At 45.8% G+C, this 15250-nt stretch carries 20 protein-coding genes; 15 read left to right on the top strand and 5 right to left on the bottom strand.

Features of this window, described 5'->3' with window-relative positions; translation table 11 throughout:
* Both FD963_RS09795 and FD963_RS09790 read right to left on the bottom strand, forming a co-directional pair.
* A complete protein-coding gene (locus FD963_RS09795; protein WP_215362332.1) occupies positions 1 to 1377 on the bottom strand; it encodes an NAD(P)/FAD-dependent oxidoreductase in 1377 nt (458 codons plus the stop codon).
* Positions 1374 to 1928, bottom strand: coding sequence for a glutathione peroxidase (locus FD963_RS09790; RefSeq protein ID WP_371818506.1), 555 nt, complete (start codon positions 1926 to 1928; stop codon positions 1374 to 1376). Before FD963_RS09790 ends, FD963_RS09795 begins: the two co-directional genes overlap by 4 nt.
* 107 nt (positions 1929 to 2035) lie before the next feature.
* Between FD963_RS09790 and rfaE2 the strand changes: the two genes are divergently transcribed.
* Positions 2036 to 2524, top strand: coding sequence for a D-glycero-beta-D-manno-heptose 1-phosphate adenylyltransferase (gene rfaE2, locus FD963_RS09785; RefSeq protein ID WP_215362328.1), 489 nt, complete (start codon positions 2036 to 2038; stop codon positions 2522 to 2524).
* On the opposite strand, the gene FD963_RS09780 is transcribed toward rfaE2, so the two are convergent.
* Both FD963_RS09780 and FD963_RS09775 read right to left on the bottom strand, forming a co-directional pair.
* Positions 2521 to 3330, bottom strand: coding sequence for a type III pantothenate kinase (locus FD963_RS09780; RefSeq protein ID WP_215362327.1), 810 nt, complete (start codon positions 3328 to 3330; stop codon positions 2521 to 2523). The two genes, rfaE2 and FD963_RS09780, sit on opposite strands and share 4 nt — an antisense overlap.
* On the bottom strand, positions 3327 to 4112 hold the full coding sequence (locus FD963_RS09775; RefSeq protein ID WP_215362325.1) for a biotin--[acetyl-CoA-carboxylase] ligase: 786 nt from the start codon (positions 4110 to 4112) through the stop codon (positions 3327 to 3329). The genes FD963_RS09780 and FD963_RS09775 overlap by 4 nt, the downstream gene beginning before the upstream one ends.
* 106 nt (positions 4113 to 4218) lie before the next feature.
* Here FD963_RS09775 and FD963_RS09770 point away from each other — a divergent pair, with 106 nt between their 5' ends.
* From FD963_RS09770 to FD963_RS09740, 7 genes are read left to right on the top strand one after another with little or no spacing between them, the layout of a single operon-like run.
* Positions 4219 to 5244, top strand: coding sequence for a VanZ family protein (locus tag FD963_RS09770; protein WP_251367233.1), 1026 nt, complete (start codon positions 4219 to 4221; stop codon positions 5242 to 5244).
* A gap of 16 nt (positions 5245 to 5260) precedes the next feature.
* Entirely contained in the window at positions 5261 to 5569 is a 309-nt protein-coding gene (locus FD963_RS09765; RefSeq protein ID WP_215362321.1) for a ferredoxin, read from the top strand.
* A 26-nt stretch (positions 5570 to 5595) separates the two neighbouring features.
* Positions 5596 to 6309, top strand: a complete 714-nt coding sequence (locus FD963_RS09760; protein WP_215362319.1) for an alpha/beta hydrolase — start codon at positions 5596 to 5598, stop codon at positions 6307 to 6309.
* Between the two features lie 19 nt (positions 6310 to 6328).
* Positions 6329 to 6595 carry a DUF493 family protein gene (locus tag FD963_RS09755; RefSeq protein WP_215362317.1) on the top strand — a complete coding sequence of 89 codons (267 nt, stop codon included), beginning with the start codon at positions 6329 to 6331 and terminating at the stop codon, positions 6593 to 6595.
* A gap of 7 nt (positions 6596 to 6602) precedes the next feature.
* Complete coding sequence (gene lipB / locus FD963_RS09750) at positions 6603 to 7247, top strand: lipoyl(octanoyl) transferase LipB (RefSeq protein ID WP_215362315.1); 645 nt, start codon at positions 6603 to 6605, stop codon at positions 7245 to 7247.
* Positions 7244 to 8254: a lipoyl synthase gene (gene lipA / locus FD963_RS09745; RefSeq protein WP_215362313.1), complete on the top strand. Its 1011-nt coding sequence runs from the start codon at positions 7244 to 7246 to the stop codon at positions 8252 to 8254. Before lipB ends, lipA begins: the two co-directional genes overlap by 4 nt.
* The gene (locus FD963_RS09740; RefSeq protein ID WP_251367232.1) at positions 8247 to 8831 is read left to right on the top strand and encodes a hypothetical protein; all 585 of its coding nucleotides are present in this window, start codon (positions 8247 to 8249) and stop codon (positions 8829 to 8831) included. Before lipA ends, FD963_RS09740 begins: the two co-directional genes overlap by 8 nt.
* Before the next feature lie 21 nt (positions 8832 to 8852).
* Here FD963_RS09740 and FD963_RS09735 read toward each other — a convergent pair whose 3' ends face one another.
* Entirely contained in the window at positions 8853 to 9107 is a 255-nt protein-coding gene (locus FD963_RS09735; RefSeq protein WP_215362311.1) for an accessory factor UbiK family protein, read from the bottom strand.
* A 264-nt stretch (positions 9108 to 9371) separates the two neighbouring features.
* Here FD963_RS09735 and FD963_RS09730 point away from each other — a divergent pair, with 264 nt between their 5' ends.
* The 7 genes from FD963_RS09730 to FD963_RS09700 all read left to right on the top strand — a co-directional run bounded on the left by FD963_RS09730 (position 9372) and on the right by FD963_RS09700 (position 15247).
* Positions 9372 to 10301, top strand: coding sequence for a TorF family putative porin (locus FD963_RS09730; RefSeq protein WP_215362309.1), 930 nt, complete (start codon positions 9372 to 9374; stop codon positions 10299 to 10301).
* Between the two features lie 24 nt (positions 10302 to 10325).
* Positions 10326 to 10664: a P-II family nitrogen regulator gene (locus FD963_RS09725; RefSeq protein WP_011903792.1), complete on the top strand. Its 339-nt coding sequence runs from the start codon at positions 10326 to 10328 to the stop codon at positions 10662 to 10664.
* A 13-nt stretch (positions 10665 to 10677) separates the two neighbouring features.
* The gene (locus tag FD963_RS09720) at positions 10678 to 12162 is read left to right on the top strand and encodes an ammonium transporter (protein ID WP_215362307.1); all 1485 of its coding nucleotides are present in this window, start codon (positions 10678 to 10680) and stop codon (positions 12160 to 12162) included.
* 104 nt (positions 12163 to 12266) lie between these two features.
* A complete protein-coding gene (gene gshA / locus FD963_RS09715) occupies positions 12267 to 13565 on the top strand; it encodes a glutamate--cysteine ligase (RefSeq protein WP_072582662.1) in 1299 nt (432 codons plus the stop codon).
* Positions 13566 to 13593: 28 nt separating this feature from the next.
* The gene (gene gshB, locus FD963_RS09710) at positions 13594 to 14535 is read left to right on the top strand and encodes a glutathione synthase (protein WP_215362305.1); all 942 of its coding nucleotides are present in this window, start codon (positions 13594 to 13596) and stop codon (positions 14533 to 14535) included.
* A gap of 2 nt (positions 14536 to 14537) precedes the next feature.
* On the top strand, positions 14538 to 14960 hold the full coding sequence (locus FD963_RS09705; protein WP_215358707.1) for a PTS sugar transporter subunit IIA: 423 nt from the start codon (positions 14538 to 14540) through the stop codon (positions 14958 to 14960).
* Between the two features lie 17 nt (positions 14961 to 14977).
* Positions 14978 to 15247 carry an HPr family phosphocarrier protein gene (locus FD963_RS09700; RefSeq protein ID WP_215362303.1) on the top strand — a complete coding sequence of 90 codons (270 nt, stop codon included), beginning with the start codon at positions 14978 to 14980 and terminating at the stop codon, positions 15245 to 15247.
* Positions 15248 to 15250 lie beyond the last annotated feature (3 nt).

The raw sequence follows: 15250 nt of genomic DNA, 5'->3' as shown, positions 1-15250 counted from the left end.
CTACACATCTTGTTTGGTTTTGATCGGTTGACGAATGCTTTCAATTAAAGCTTCTGCCACTAATTCTCCGGAGCGCAAACCATCCTCATGAAATCCAAATCCCGTCCAGGCGCCGCAATACCAAATGGATGATGTACCCTGAATTAAGGGTAACTCTTTCTGCGCTTGTATCGCATTCATATCAAAGACAGGATGTGAATAGTGAATCTCTTGATGCACAAGTTTTGGATCTGGCTCTTCCGAGGGATTTAAGCTCACAATAATTTGAGTGTCTTGGAGTTGATTTGGTAGTGGTTGTAGGCGATTAATTAAGTAGTTAACGCTGACATGTTGTTTTGTATTGGGTTTGGCGCCAGATTTAGCGGTGTAATTCCAGGCAGCCCAGCAACGTTTTGCATCTGGCAAGAAACGAATATCGGTATGTAATATTGCTCGATTCTTTTGGTATGGAACTGATGCCAGGATATTTCTTGATTGTTGGTCAATGCCATGAACCAGATCTAATGTTTGGTCGCTATGACAAGCCATGATGACTTCATCAAAATGGGCCGAGCCAGCCTGACTGATAACCTCAACTGGCCCGCCATCATGACCTGTATTCACTCTCAGGACACATTCCCTTTTAATGGCCACCCCATGCTTTTCTATTACTGCTACAAGGCGCTTTACATATTCTCGTGAACCGCCCTTAATAGTCAACCATTGCGGGCGATTTTGAATTTGCAGCAGCCCATGGTTATGGCAGAAGCGCACCATGGTTTGAATGGGGAACTCTAGCATCTGCTCGACGGAACAAGACCAGATGGCGCCAATCATGGGGAGAAAGTAATTCTCTTTAAAGCTTTGGCTGAAGCGATGACGTTTTAAAAAATCGGCAATTTTTTCATCAGGTTCTTTGTATTGATGACCGGCGTCAATTTGGTCATGCGCTAACTGAGTAGCCAAACGATTAAAGCGCATGATGTCATAGGCCATTCTCCAAAATGATGGAGAGAGAAGATTAGATCTTTGTCCAAAAAAAGAATTGATGTCGTTACCAGCCCATTCAATCTTTTTCCCTGCCCCAGATTTACTGGCGGTATCAATCGATACAGAAAAAGACATTTCCGAAGGGGCTACTGGTGCTTGAATTTCTTCGAATAAACGAACGAGACGTGGATAAGTCTTGCGGTTAAATACCAGGAAGCCAGTATCTACACCGTGTGTGATTTCTTTTCCATCGATATTGCAAGTGACATCAACGGTATTACTATGGCCGCCAATGTGATCGCCAGCTTCATATAAGGTAATTTCAAATTCAGGATGTTGTCTTAAGGCATAGGCGCAGCCTAATCCAGAGATGCCTGCGCCAATAATGGCAATTCTTTTTTTACTCACTGAGCTTTTTCTCCTAAAAGCTTTTCAATTTCATTTGTAATGCTGCTACTGGTGGGTTTGGTAACGCTTCCAAACGAATCAACCACATTACCATTTCGATCGATTAAATATTTATAAAAATTCCATTTTGGACTTGTGCCAGTTTTAGCAATCAACATCTTAAATAGGGGGTTTGGGTTACTGCCGGAAACCGTGCTCTTAGAAAACATCGGAAATTTCACGTCATAGGTGTTCTTGCAGAAATCGGCAATTTCTTTGTTGCTACCAGGTTCCTGTTGTCCAAAGTCATTGGAGGGAAATCCCAGAATGACAAAGCCTTGATCTTTGTATTTAGCGTAAATCTTCTCAAGCCCCTCATATTGGCTTGTAAAGCCGCAAAAGCTGGCCGTGTTTACTACCAATATGACTTTGCCTTGATATTGGCAAAGGCTCTGTGGCGCCTCATCCTGCAAGCGAGGAAAAGTATGGGAGAGGAGGGGGCTGCAAGTGGGTGCAGCATTGGCTAGCTGAAATCCAGACAAGAATGCAAATAGCCCAAATAGGCAGTTCATTACAAAACGGGGCATATCGCACCTTTTTTATTCGCGAGTGAGAGGCCAAGTCTAAGACATTCTGGCCAATATCGCTGGCCTCGTAAGATTGCCATTAATATTGGGTTATGCGCCATTTGCCACCTCCCTCTTTTGAAGCAAAAGTCTGCCCACCAGAACAGCTTGCTGCTCGCCTGGAAAATCTTCCTAGACCACTGGTATTTACTAATGGAGTCTTCGATATCCTGCACCGGGGTCATGCCAGTTATTTGGCACAGGCCCGTGCCCTGGGGGCTAGCTTGGTGGTGGGTGTGAATTCTGATGCCTCAGTGAAGATGTTGGGTAAAGGCGATGACAGACCTATTAATTCAGAAGCTGATCGCCAAGCTTTATTGGCTGCATTGGAAAGCGTTGATATGACTGTGTTGTTTACCGAACAAACACCAGTCAATTTGATTGAAAAAATTCGTCCTGATATTTACGTCAAGGGGGGTGATTACGATATCGACACTTTGGCAGAAACCCATCTGGTAAAGAGTTGGGGTGGTAAAGCAGTTGCTATACCTTTCCTATATGAACGTTCAACTACAAGCCTGTTGGGTAAGATCCGCTCTTAAAGGTTTTGCAGTAACCACGCCCAGATACCGCGCAGCACCAATCCTTCGCTTACTTCCACGGCTTGCTTGATTGGTAAATTAGTTTTTGTAATCTCTTGCTCTAGGACTTTGGCGTTACCGCCATCAAGCCAAATTTTTTCGATGGGAAGATTTAACTCTTTTGCATGCTGTATGCCATACAGGATTGCGCCAACTTGCGCCGCATCACAACCTCCAATGATTGCGTCATTAGTGGAGGATCCAAATCCATGATGTTCTGCGCGTGTAGCCAAGCCTAGCTGCGCAGTATTGTTTGCCAGACTTTCTTGCATTAATCCAAGGCCGGGCAAAATCCATCCGCCGTAATGCACGCCGTTAGAACCCAGTAAATCAATGGTAGTGGCAGTACCGGCATTCACAAGCAAGGTATTTTTATTCGATAAGACGCGCGCTCCAATGAGTGCAGCCCAGCGGTCAGCGCCGAGCTTGCTGGGATCTTGATACAGGCTACGCATTCCTGGGTAAGCGCTATCCCCCTTAAGTTGCTTCCAGTCCAAATCACTCCATTGTGGGAATAGTGATTTGAGATTAGTCATTGCCTCTTGACCAGCAACGCAGGCAAAGCCAATAGCTGTAGGCTTCGGTAAGGTTTTAGCAATATAGTCAGCCAACTCAGCTCGATGTTCTGCTGATTGCAAAGACTTACTGCTAATAGAGCCTGAGTATGCCCATAACTTTTTTTGTTGAGCGCTAGGATTTTGTGTTGATTCCACAGCCGCCCACTTCAGGCGCGTATTACCAACATCAAAAAATAAATAAAGGCTCATGATTGAATCCGCAATGAAACATCACCCGCATGAATGGCGATGATTTTGTTTTCTTGTTGTAATAGTAATGCCCCTGCCCCATCCACACCTTTTGCAATGCCATGAATAGGCTCCTGACCAGCGCCTGAAATACACACCGCTTGATCTCGATACGCATCCCAGCCCATCCAACGTTCTTTACAAGTCTCAAATCCATGCAGGTCAAATGCGGCAAGATTGTGTTCGAGTGAAGCGATCAGTTTGAGCCAGAGATATTCGGGATCGGGAAGTGATTTTGTCAGCTGAGCAAGAGAACCCACTTTCAGTCCAGTGTTCAGATTTACTTCAATTGCTTCCGCATTGCGCAAGTTAATGCCAACCCCAATAATCATCCAAGTAGGATCCCCCGCTTTTGCTTGACCGCCTTCAATGAGGATGCCAGCAAGTTTGGCATTGTTCAGTACTACATCATTTGGCCACTTCAGGCGGAGACCAGCCTGTTGAAGCTCTGATTCACTCAGGTTACAAGCCTGTGCAATACCTTCTATTACTGCCAGACCAACCAACAAACTCAGTCCGCTGAGTTGGGCAGGACTTCTTGTAAATGGAAAAGCCAAAGAAAAACAAAGAGAGTCTTCGGGGTTGGCTAGCCACGCTCGACCTGCCCTGCCTTTGCCAGCAGTTTGTTTGTGGGCAATCCGAGCCACCGGATCAATGAGTTCCCCGGCACGCCAGCGACTCATAAGATCATCATTGGTGGATCTAGTCTCGGTAACGCGCTCAAGGATGCAATTTGCAGTCATTCCGCCATTGTAGAAAGGTCTGACCTAGAATTGTGGGATGGATCAAAAAGATCAACGACCTCGGAAGCTGGTATGGCCACTACAGGCTATGCCATTGGCGAGGGCCATGAGCTTAAGCTACGCGCTTTTGATCATCTATGTAAGCCTGAACCCCTTTGACTTTGATTTTCAGAATGGGATCTCTGCTTGGGCGTGGTTGGACGCTCCACTACCTCGCTTTATGACCCTATTTGATGTATCGGTCAATATCTTGGCTTACATTCCATTTGGGTTTTTGGTGATGTTTGCTACCTACCCTCGTTGGCGTAACTATGTAGCCCTTGGAATTGCTCTTGGCTTGAGTGCTGGCCTAGCGCTAGGAGTGGAAACTTTGCAGTCTTGGCTGCCCACTCGCATACCGAGCCAGATGGACTGGTGGGCCAATATATTGGGAGGACTGTTAGGTGGCTTATTGGCGATTCCTCTAGGACCACAATGGCTTTCTGGAAGCGCAATTCGTCGACGTTTTGATCAATGGTTTGGCCTTAATTGGGCAGCGTGTGCCTTGTTCTTATTGTTTCCCTGGTCACAAATTTATCCTCAAAGCTCTTGGCTTGGTACGGGCGTATGGGGGCATGCCATATTTGGCTCCGTTGATTGGGGTACTGTGGTGATCAATCAGGTTATTCAAGAGGCGGTAATTACCTCGCTATGCTGGCTTGGAGTGGCCTTGTTGCTCTCTCTGGGGTTGCGCACTAAAGCCCCCCAGTGGCGTATTCTCAATGGATTGCTTGGCCTAACAGTGATGGTGAAGACTTTATTTACCGCCCTTCAATTTGGCGCTGAGTTTAGTTTGATCTGGCTTACAGCCGGCGCTCTCTGGGGAATGGTATTAGGTAGCATCTTATTAAGATGGGCCTTGCGATTTAAGCAGGCAACTAAGTTTTGGTTGGCTTTGATTTGCTTGCTGGGAACCACAATAGCGGTCAATGTTTTGCCAGACAATCCATATTTCATTCTGACGCTCAGACACTGGTATCAAGGACGCCTATTGCACTTTAATGAGTTAATGCAATGGGTTTCCGTAGTATGGTTACCTCTGGCACTGATTTGGATGGTTCGAAGTGCTGTTGAATTTAAACCGAAACATTGATGAATATAATTTTTCTATGAGTTTTTCACATCACCTATTTTTTTGCCTCAATCAGCGCGCCAATGGTGAGGATTGTTGTGATCAGCACAATGCTTTTGCCTTGTTTGACTATGCCAAGAAAAGAGTGAAAGAGCTTGGTCTTGCGGGCCCAGGAAAAATTCGGGTGAATAAGGCGGGATGCCTAGATCGCTGTGCTGACGGTCCTGTCATGGTTGTCTACCCAGAGGGTATTTGGTACACCATGGTTGATGTAGATGATGTTGAAGAAATTATCCAGTCCCATTTAATCGCAGGGCTCCCAGTAGAGCGCTTGCAATTAGCTTAGTTATTTCAGAGAGTTGAAAGTTTTTTATGAATAGCCGTACAAAAGTAATTCAGATTGAAGGCATTGTTGGATCAATGGAGATGTCCATCGATCTGCCAGATGAATTAAAAAATGATCCTGCATTTGCAGTGCGTGGCTTGGCCCTCGTTGCTCACCCCCATCCTTTGATGGGCGGTACGATGGATAACAAGGTAGCTCAAACCATGGCGCGTGCTTTTAACCAATTGGGTTACGTCAGTGTGCGCCCAAACTTTCGCGGTGTAGGTGGAACTGAGGGTGTTCATGACGACGGTGTTGGTGAGCTTGAGGATTTACTTCATGTAACCGATTGGATGCGTACACCATCAAGTTGGAGTCAGCTTGAAGCAACTGCGAGTCACTCCTGGATAGGAGATGCGAATACTTTGCCGCTAGTAGTTTCAGGTTTTTCTTTTGGAAGCTTTGTTGGCAGTCACTTAGTGCAAAGGCTTTCAGACTTAGGTCGTCCAGCTGAGCGCCTGGTAATGGTGGGTAGCGCTGCAGGCAAATGGACTCTGGCCCCAGTTCCAGCCGATACGATTTTGATTCATGGGGAGTTGGATGAAACCATTCCCTTGCTTGATGTTTTAGATTGGGCGCGGCCCCAAGAGTTAACTGTGCAAGTAGTACCTGGCGCAGATCATTTCTTTCATCGCCGCTTACATTGCATTCGCAACATCATTACTGGCGCGTGGTTAGGTATGCCAGATCATCGTAAGTAATTAGAAATAGAAAGACTATATGGCCGAAGAAAAATCATTAATCGAGTACCCATCATTATTTCCAATCAAGGTCATGGGTAAAGCAAATCCAGAATATCTTCCAGCGATAGTGCATATTGCCAAACAATTTGATCCTACGTTTGATGAGAGTAAGGTCGAGCAGCGTCCTTCTAAGGATGGAAATTACCTCGGCATTACTTTGCCAATTACTGCTACTAGTCGTGAACAGTTAGATGAGTTGTACAGAACCTTGTCCACCCATCCATTGGTTAGTATTGTTCTGTAATTAATTCATGGCAGCTTTAGTAAAACAACTGGGTGTAGCCGATTACGCTTCTACTTATGAGGCGATGAAGCTCTTTACTAAAGTACGCACTAACGAAACGCCCGATGAAATTTGGGTCTTAGAACATCCCCCTGTTTTCACTTTAGGTTTGGCAGGCGATGCAGGTAACTTACATTCACCCAGCAATCAAATTCCACTCGTTCAAGTAGATCGGGGTGGAGAAATTACGTATCACGGGCCAGGCCAAATCGTGGTTTATCTTTTGCTAGATCTAAAGCGTCTAGGGATCTTTGTAAAAGAATTGGTCTCTCGTATAGAGCAAGCGCTGATAGATACGCTGGCAGATTTTGGGATTAAGGTGGAAAGGCATCCGGGAGCCCCTGGAATTTATGTCTCTCAGCAGTCAGGAGTGCCCCCAGAATGGATTGGTGCAAAGGTAGCTGCCTTGGGCCTCAAAGTCTCCAAAAGCTGCTCCTATCATGGCCTAGCCCTGAATGTCGCTACCGACTTAGGGGCATTTCAGCGTATCCACCCCTGTGGGTATGAGGGTTTAAGGACGGTCGACATGCAAACCCTTGGGATCAAGGACAATATAGCTACTATTAGCCAAAGGCTTTTGCAGCACTTACAAAAGCAACTGATGCCATCATGACAACGAATAAGCCTGACACCAACCCAGCTATTGAGGCGCGCCAAGATCTCAATTACGACGCATCACGTAAACAAAAATCGAGCGAGAAGACTGCGCGCATTCCGATCAAAATTATTCCTTTAACAGAGGTATTGAAAAAGCCTGACTGGATTCGGGTAAAGGCAGCCTCTAATAACTCCCGCTTTTCTGAAATTAAAAAGATTTTGCGCGAGAACGAGTTGGTAACCGTTTGCGAAGAAGCCAGCTGCCCCAATATTGGCGAATGCTTTGGCAAAGGAACTGCCACATTCATGATCATGGGTGACAAGTGCACCCGTCGCTGCCCTTTCTGTGATGTAGGTCACGGTAGACCAGATCCTCTTGATACAAAAGAGCCTGCTAACTTAGCACGTACTATTGCTGCACTCAAACTGAACTATGTGGTGATTACGAGCGTAGATCGTGACGATCTTCGCGATGGTGGCGCAATGCACTATGTCGATTGCATTTCTCAATCACGTAGACTCTCCCCGAATACCCGTATTGAAGTGTTGGTGCCAGATTTCCGTGGCCGCCTAGATAAAGCGTTGGATATTTTTGCTGAGCATGCGCCTAGTGGTTTGCCTGATGTGATGAATCACAACCTCGAAACAGTGCCTCGTTTATACAAACAAGCTAGACCGGGTGCGGATTACTTGCATTCTTTGAAGCTCTTGAAGGACTTTAAAGAACGTTTCCCTCATATTCCTACTAAAAGTGGTTTGATGGTGGGTCTTGGTGAAACAGACGAAGAGATTTTGGAAGTGATGCGCGATATGCGTGAGCACAATATCGACATGCTCACTATCGGTCAGTATCTCGCCCCGTCTGGACATCATCTGCCTGTTACGCGTTACGTTCATCCCGACGTCTTTAAGATGTTTGAGGAAAAGGCATATGAAATGGGCTTCTCCCATGCAGCTGTAGGCGCCATGGTGCGCTCAAGCTATCATGCAGATCAACAGGCGCACGGAGCTGGGGTTGTTTAGATGGGCTTCTAAGGCCGCTACCTTACTAGCGGCTTTCATTTTTCTCATTGCATGCAGTCCTAAATTAGATTGGCGCACAGTCCAAGCGCCGCAAGAAAGATATACCGCTTTATTTCCTGGGAAGCCAGATAAATTAGAGCGCCGCATTCCTTATCTTGATCAAGAGCTCTTACAGACACTTGAAGCGGTAAAAATTGATGATGATATTTACTCGGTTAGCACTATCCAGTTGCCAGCCAATCAAAGTGCCTCACTAAGTAAGTTACTTTCGCAATTACAGACTAATTTAATTGATAGGACAAAAGCATCTGGTGGTGATGTCATTGTTGAGGATGCTTTTTATAAAACAGCAGATCGACAGCGTTTACCGATCAAAGATTATTTTCTGGATTTGAAATCCAACGGTAAATCACAGCAACTCATGCGCGTTCGTTGGATTAATCGAGTTGCACAGAATGGCGATATCTGGATTTATCAGATCTCAGTCTTGCATACCAATGCAGGTACGGAGAGTGCAAAAACTTTATTGTCTAAAGAAGAGTACGAAAACTTCTTTAGTGATTTTTCTCCAGAGTAGTCTGAAGAGAAGATTATTTAATTATTGTTTTTCTAGTGCGGCAACTTTAGCTTCAAGCGCTTCTAACTTTTCACGTGTCTTGGCCAGCACTTTAGTTTGCAGCTCGAATTCCTCGCGTGTTACCAAATCCATTTTCTGAAATCCTTGATTCATCATGGCGCGTACATTCTTTTCAATTTCTTGAGCTGGAGAATTGCGGATTGCATCACCAACTTTGTTCTGCATATCGTTAGCGATACGTTGGATTTGCCCGAGAATTTCGCCTGGTTTTTGCATGATGAGGGTTCGCAGTTCTATTGAGAGTTGCAGAAAAGATACACATTCGTATTTTAAGTTGTATGCGTAAAACTACCCAAAAAGGGGTTAAAACCCAAAAAATGCCCCATGTTCACTCATTCGGTGCAATATTTAGCACCAAAAAAGAGCATTTGCCTTATTTAGGGGATTTGTGACAAAGCCATGAACCCCTGGGGATTCAATATCACCCCATGCAATAAGCATTCAACCCATTTTTTTATTACAACCAGTAAGGAGTAGTTCATGAAAACTTTGCAAAAGACAGCAATCTCTGCGGCAGCAGTAGCTTTGTTGGCAGGCCTTTCAACAGCAGCATTCGCGGCTGACGAACCAGCAGCACCAGAAGTAAGTCCAATCACTGCAAACGTAACTGTTGCAAGCAACTATATCTATCGTGGTTTGACACAAACCAATAACAAGCCAGCGATTCAAGGCGGCTTTGACTACGCGCATGAGAGCGGTTTCTATGTAGGTAACTGGAACTCAAACATCAGCTGGATCAGCGATAGCTACGGCGGTGGCAATGGTAAGCCTGGTAGCGGCACAGGTTCTGTTACTGCCCCAATCGAAATGGACTTCTACGCTGGTTTCAAGAAAGAGTTGATCGGCGAAGGTTTTGCCTCTGACTTTGGTGTATTGCAGTACTACTACCCAGTTTCTGGAATGATGGCTAACGCCCCAACTGCAAATCAGTTACAAGCCAATCCAACTGGCCGTCAGTCTTCTGGCGCATCTCCTAGTACTACTGAGATCTATGCTGCACAAAACTTTACAGCAGGTCCAGTAACTGGTTTCTTGAAAGTTTCTTATGCGTTGAGCAACCTCTTCGGTATCTATAACTCTAAAGGTGCTTTCTACCCAGACTTGACAGCAAACTATGACACAGGTTTCTACGGAATTACCTTGAATGGTCACGTTGGTTATCAGTATGTTCCGAATAACATCGTTACTACTTCAGCAATCGCTGGTACTGGTATGGGCGGTACTTATAACCTGAGCTATGCAGACTGGAAATTTGGCTTAACTAAGGACTTTGGCGGTGGTTTGTCAGGTACTGCTTACTACACAGGTACTAGCGTGCAAAAAGTTGGTAACAACTACATGTACACAACACCTAACGGCGGTAACCAAGGTCGTGGTAACGCAGTTGTAGCTTTGACAAAAACTTTCTAATTTCCACTCTGAACGGAGAAACACATGAAATTAATTACCGCAATCATCAAGCCCTTCAAGCTTGACGAAGTGCGCGAAGCTCTCTCGGAAGTGGGAGTTTCGGGCATTACCGTCACTGAAGTTAAAGGCTTTGGTCGTCAAAAAGGTCACACCGAGTTGTATCGTGGTGCTGAGTATGTTGTCGACTTTTTACCTAAAGTAAAAATTGAAGCTGCTGTTGAAGATGGCATCTTGGAGCGTGCGATTGAAGCAATCGAAAAATCAGCACGTACTGGCAAGATTGGTGATGGCAAGATTTTTGTCTCTCCAGTTGAGCACGTCATTCGTATTCGCACCGGTGAAACCGGCGCGTCAGCACTTTAAAGAGAGGTTCAAAATGTTAACTTGGATGAAACGACTCGTTGCTGGTGGTGCTATGGCCTTGGCTATTGGTGCTACTGGTGTAATCGTTACTTCGCCAGCGCATGCTGATGAAGTAAAAAAACCAGCTGTAACAGCTCCTGCTGCTACTCCTGCTGCTGCAGAACCTGCTCCTGTTCTTTGCTCTGAAAAGTGCAATAAAGGTGACACTGCTTGGATGATGGTCTGTACAGCATTAGTGCTATTGATGACTCTTCCTGGCTTGGCGTTGTTCTACGGCGGTTTGACACGTAGCAAGAACATCTTGTCTATCTGTATGCAATGTTTCATGGTCTTCTCATTGATTTCAGTGCTATGGGCGATTTATGGCTATAGCTTTGCATTCACGGAAGGCGGAGCATTCATCGGTGGATTAGATCGTCTCTTCTTGGCTGGTATGAATCCAGACTCAGTAGCGGCAACCTTTAGTAAGGGTGTTGTGATTCCTGAGTATGTATTTATGGCTTTCCAAGCAGTGTTCGCAACAATCACTTGCTGCTTGATCATTGGTTCTTTTGCTGAGCGTGCTAAGTTCTCTGCAATTTTGGTATTCATGGTGATTTGGTTCACTTTGAGCTACCTGCCAATCGCTCACATGGTTTGGTTCTGGCCTGGTCCAGATGACATCAAAGATGCTGCATCACTCGAAGCAATTACTGCTCGTGCTGGTTGGTTGTGGCAAAAAGGTGTTCTCGACTTTGCTGGTGGAACTGTTGTGCATATCAATGCTGCGATCGCTGGTTTGGTTGGTTCCTTTGTAATCGGCAAGCGTTTGGGCTACGGTAAAGAAGCAATGAAGCCACATAACTTAGTTTATGTAATGGCTGGCGCTGCTCTCTTGTGGTTCGGCTGGTTTGGTTTCAATGCTGGTTCAGCTCTTGAAGCAAACGGTAGTGCTGCCTTGGCATTCGTGAATACTTATTTAGCTACTGCTGCTGCTGTATTGGGTTGGTCAGTTGCTGAGTGGGTTCTCAAAGGTAAGCCTTCCATGTTGGGTGCTGCATCTGGTTGCGTAGCAGGTTTAGTTGCAATTACTCCTGCGGCTGGATTTGCTGGCCCAATGGGTTCAATCATCATTGGCTTGGTTGCTGGTGTAGTTTGCCTCTGGGGTGTTACTGGTCTCAAGAAGATTTTGGGCTCAGACGACAGCTTGGACGTATTTGGTGTTCACGGCGTAGGCGGTATTACTGGTGCATTGTTGACTGGTGTATTTGCTGACCCAGCATTAGGCGGCTCTGGTATTTGGGATTATGTGGCTAACGCTGTTGCTCCTGATTACTCAATTGCTAGCCAATTGTGGATCCAAGCTCAAGGCGTAATTACCACTGTAATTTGGTCTGGCGTAGTTTCTTTCGTAGCCTTCAAATTGATCGATATCGTGATTGGTTTGCGCGTTAAGGAAGAAGAAGAGCGCGAAGGCTTGGATATCAGCTCACACGGTGAGACTGCTTACGAGTCTTAATCAGTAGATTTACCCCTCACTGGGCGGCCTTGGTTGGCTGCCTAGTTTTAAGCGCGGGATCCTCGGATCCCGCGTCTTTCTTTTAATAATCTTACAATGGTGGAATGGTTCCACATCTCATTACTGCACTCACCGGCCCTTTGCTCGAATTAGAGTCAAAGGTTCTAGAAGCGACCCCAACCATTGAGCGTTGGTTCAGGCTGGAGTGGCAAGAACATACTCCGCCTTTTTACTGTTCTGTCGATTTACGTAATTCTGGCTTTAAGTTAGCTCCAGTTGATACCAATCTTTTCCCTGGAGGGTTTAATAACCTTTCGCCGCAGATGTTGCCGCTCGCTGTTCAAGCTGCCATGGCTGCCATTGAGAAGATTTGTCCTGAGGCCAAAAACTTATTGCTGATACCAGAACGACATACACGCAATACTTTCTATTTGCAGAATATTGCGCGCTTGTCTTCGATTTTGCGTCAGGCCGGATTGAATGTTCGACTGGGTACTTTCTCCGAAGAAATTAAGAAGCCAACCTGGATTGATTTGCCTGATGGCAATCGCTTGTTGATGGAGCCGCTTTCTCGATTAGGTCTCAAGAAGCAACGCCTAGGTCTAAAAGATTTTGATCCTTGTTCGATCCTATTAAATAACGACTTATCCGCAGGTATTCCTCCGATTCTGGAGAATATCTATGAGCAGTACTTGCTGCCAGGCTTGCATGCTGGCTGGCATGTGCGTCGTAAATCAAATCACTTTGCCGCCTATGAAGAAGTGGCGAAGAAATTTGCCAAAGTAGTTGATATTGATCCATGGATGATCAATCCTTACTTTACAAGCTGCTCCAACATTAATTTCCACGAGCGTAAGGGCGAAGACGAACTTCAAACTGCTGTAGAGCAAGTCTTAAAAAAGACCGCTAAGAAGTATCGTGAGTACGGCATTAAAGAGAAGCCTTATGTCGTAGTAAAAGCCGATGCCGGTACTTACGGTATGGGCGTGATGGTGGTCAATGATCCCGCGCAGTTAAAGGGCTTAAATCGTAAAGACCGTAATAAGATGAGTGTGGTCAAGGAAGGTCTCGAGGTCAGCGATGTATTGATTCAAGAGGGTGTCTATACCTTCGAGAAGGTCAATGAAGCAGTTGCTGAACCGGTGGTGTACATGATTGATCGTTATGTCATTGGCGGCTTCTATCGCGTTCATACCGACCGCGGTCCTGATGAGAATCTCAATGCTCCAGGCATGCACTTTGTGCCTCTAGCTTTTGAGCAAAACTCAATGCCTGATCTAGGGGCTAAGCCAGGTAGCGCCGCCCCCAATCGCTTCTATCTATATGGCGTAGTTGCTCGCTTAGCGCTGCTTGCTGCATCATTGGAGCTAGAGCGAACCGATCCTAATGCTGAAGCTGCATAAATAAATTACTAATCTCTCAATAGAAATAATGAACCTTCTTTTTATTGCAGACCCCCTTGAATCTTTTAAGGTTCAAAAAGATTCCACACTCGCAATGATGCGAGCAGCGCAAGAGGCAGGTCACCATTTGTGGTTTTGTCAAAGTCGCAATGTGTTGTGGAGGGATGATTTCGTAGTGGCTGATTGCCAATCTTTAGTGATTAAGCCTAGCTCCACCAACTGGTTTGAGTTAGGAGATATTGAGTCTCGAACACTCAAGTCTTTTTCTGCTGTGCTCATGCGCACAGACCCTCCTTTCGATATTGAATACCTCAATACCACTTGGTTGTTATCCGCTGCAGTACGCCAGGGCGCGAAAGTATTGAACGAGCCGAGCGCTGTTCGAGATCATTCAGAAAAACTATCCATTACAGAGTTTCCGGAACTGATTCCGCCTACCTTGGTCACGCGTGAATTGGCTGCAGTAGAGCGTTTTCATCAGGAACATCGCGATATCGTGATTAAGCCTTTAGATGGCATGGGCGGCATGGGTGTATTTAGGGTTGGAGCTGATGGCCTTAACCTTGCGAGCATTGTAGAAACGCTTGGTGAGAATGGTGCAAGAACCCTGATGGTTCAACGCTTTCTTCCAGAAATTGCCCAGGGTGATAAACGGGTGCTCTTAATTGGCGGAGAGGTAGTGCCATTTGCGCTAGCTCGCATTCCGCAGGGTAGCGAAATTCGGGGTAATTTGGCTGCTGGTGGCAAAGGCGTAGCGATGCCCTTAACCGAGACCGAAAAAAGAATCGCTGAAAAATTAGCGCCTGTTTTAAATCAGCGTGGATTATTCTTAGTTGGGTTGGACTTAATCGGTGGTTATCTCACTGAAATTAATGTGACAAGCCCCACTTGTTTTGTTGAAATTACTGACCAAAGCAACTTTAATGTTGCGCAATTTTGGTTGGCAGCACTAGAGAAAGCATTGGCATAAATATGACTGGAATTGTCATCGTTGCTCACACACCGGTTGCCAGCGCAATGCTGGGGTTTGCTGAGCATACTTTTGGTGTTTTGCCTGAGCGTGTTCGGGCAGTGGACATCCCTCCTCATGAAGACACCAAGGCAAGCTTTGATCGCGTGATGAAGGCGGCTTATGGTGTGAACACAGGCAACGGCGTCTTGATCCTGACAGATGTTATGGGTGCAACCCCTGCTAATGTGGCCTCCAAGTTAGAGGCTTTGGGCCCTTTATCGGGCCTGAATGCGCCCGTCATTGTGCTGGCGGGATTAAATCTGCCTATGCTGATGCGTTGCATTTCTCATCGTGGAGAAAATCTGGAAGATTTGGCGCAAAAAGCCCTTGCTGGTGGACAGAATGGCATCTTGCGCTTAGGTACAAAAGTAAATCAAGAATAGATAAGGGCCAGCACACTATGCCTTCGGCAGAAATCGAAATCATCAATAAATTAGGCTTACATGCGCGCGCATCTGCCAAGCTATCTCAATTAGCTGCTCAGTTTCCTTGTGAAATATTGTTGTCACGTAATGGGCGTCAAATTAATGCAAAGAGCATTATGGGTGTGATGATGTTGGCGGCTGGTATCGGCAGCACTGTGACCCTTGAGACTGTGGGCGAAAAAGCAGATGAAGCTTTGCAGGCACTCACTGCTTTAATTAATGACCGATTTGGTGAGGGTGAGTAGATA

The sequence above is a fragment of the Polynucleobacter sp. JS-JIR-II-50 genome (assembly GCF_018687895.1).
Classification (GTDB): domain Bacteria; phylum Pseudomonadota; class Gammaproteobacteria; order Burkholderiales; family Burkholderiaceae; genus Polynucleobacter.
Note: the sequence above shows the minus strand (reverse complement) of the source record. Positions and strands in the feature narration are given on the sequence as shown.

What these genes read in the sequence shown, in the direction of transcription:
- gshB (WP_215362305.1), top strand. Translation starts at nt 13,594, where the DNA reads ATGAACCTTCTTTTTATTGCAGACCCCCTTGAATCTTTTAAGGTTCAA.
- lipB (WP_215362315.1), top strand. Translation starts at nt 6,603, where the DNA reads ATGGCAGCTTTAGTAAAACAACTGGGTGTAGCCGATTACGCTTCTACT.
- FD963_RS09720 (WP_215362307.1), top strand. Translation starts at nt 10,678, where the DNA reads ATGTTAACTTGGATGAAACGACTCGTTGCTGGTGGTGCTATGGCCTTG.
- FD963_RS09775 (WP_215362325.1), bottom strand. Translation starts at nt 4,112, where the DNA reads ATGACTGCAAATTGCATCCTTGAGCGCGTTACCGAGACTAGATCCACC.
- FD963_RS09760 (WP_215362319.1), top strand. Translation starts at nt 5,596, where the DNA reads ATGAATAGCCGTACAAAAGTAATTCAGATTGAAGGCATTGTTGGATCA.
- FD963_RS09735 (WP_215362311.1), bottom strand. Translation starts at nt 9,107, where the DNA reads ATGCAAAAACCAGGCGAAATTCTCGGGCAAATCCAACGTATCGCTAAC.
- FD963_RS09705 (WP_215358707.1), top strand. Translation starts at nt 14,538, where the DNA reads ATGACTGGAATTGTCATCGTTGCTCACACACCGGTTGCCAGCGCAATG.
- lipA (WP_215362313.1), top strand. Translation starts at nt 7,244, where the DNA reads ATGACAACGAATAAGCCTGACACCAACCCAGCTATTGAGGCGCGCCAA.
- FD963_RS09780 (WP_215362327.1), bottom strand. Translation starts at nt 3,330, where the DNA reads ATGAGCCTTTATTTATTTTTTGATGTTGGTAATACGCGCCTGAAGTGG.
- FD963_RS09730 (WP_215362309.1), top strand. Translation starts at nt 9,372, where the DNA reads ATGAAAACTTTGCAAAAGACAGCAATCTCTGCGGCAGCAGTAGCTTTG.
- FD963_RS09770 (WP_251367233.1), top strand. Translation starts at nt 4,219, where the DNA reads ATGAGCTTAAGCTACGCGCTTTTGATCATCTATGTAAGCCTGAACCCC.
- rfaE2 (WP_215362328.1), top strand. Translation starts at nt 2,036, where the DNA reads ATGCGCCATTTGCCACCTCCCTCTTTTGAAGCAAAAGTCTGCCCACCA.
- FD963_RS09755 (WP_215362317.1), top strand. Translation starts at nt 6,329, where the DNA reads ATGGCCGAAGAAAAATCATTAATCGAGTACCCATCATTATTTCCAATC.
- FD963_RS09725 (WP_011903792.1), top strand. Translation starts at nt 10,326, where the DNA reads ATGAAATTAATTACCGCAATCATCAAGCCCTTCAAGCTTGACGAAGTG.
- FD963_RS09790 (WP_371818506.1), bottom strand. Translation starts at nt 1,928, where the DNA reads ATGAACTGCCTATTTGGGCTATTTGCATTCTTGTCTGGATTTCAGCTA.
- FD963_RS09765 (WP_215362321.1), top strand. Translation starts at nt 5,261, where the DNA reads ATGAGTTTTTCACATCACCTATTTTTTTGCCTCAATCAGCGCGCCAAT.
- gshA (WP_072582662.1), top strand. Translation starts at nt 12,267, where the DNA reads ATGGTTCCACATCTCATTACTGCACTCACCGGCCCTTTGCTCGAATTA.
- FD963_RS09700 (WP_215362303.1), top strand. Translation starts at nt 14,978, where the DNA reads ATGCCTTCGGCAGAAATCGAAATCATCAATAAATTAGGCTTACATGCG.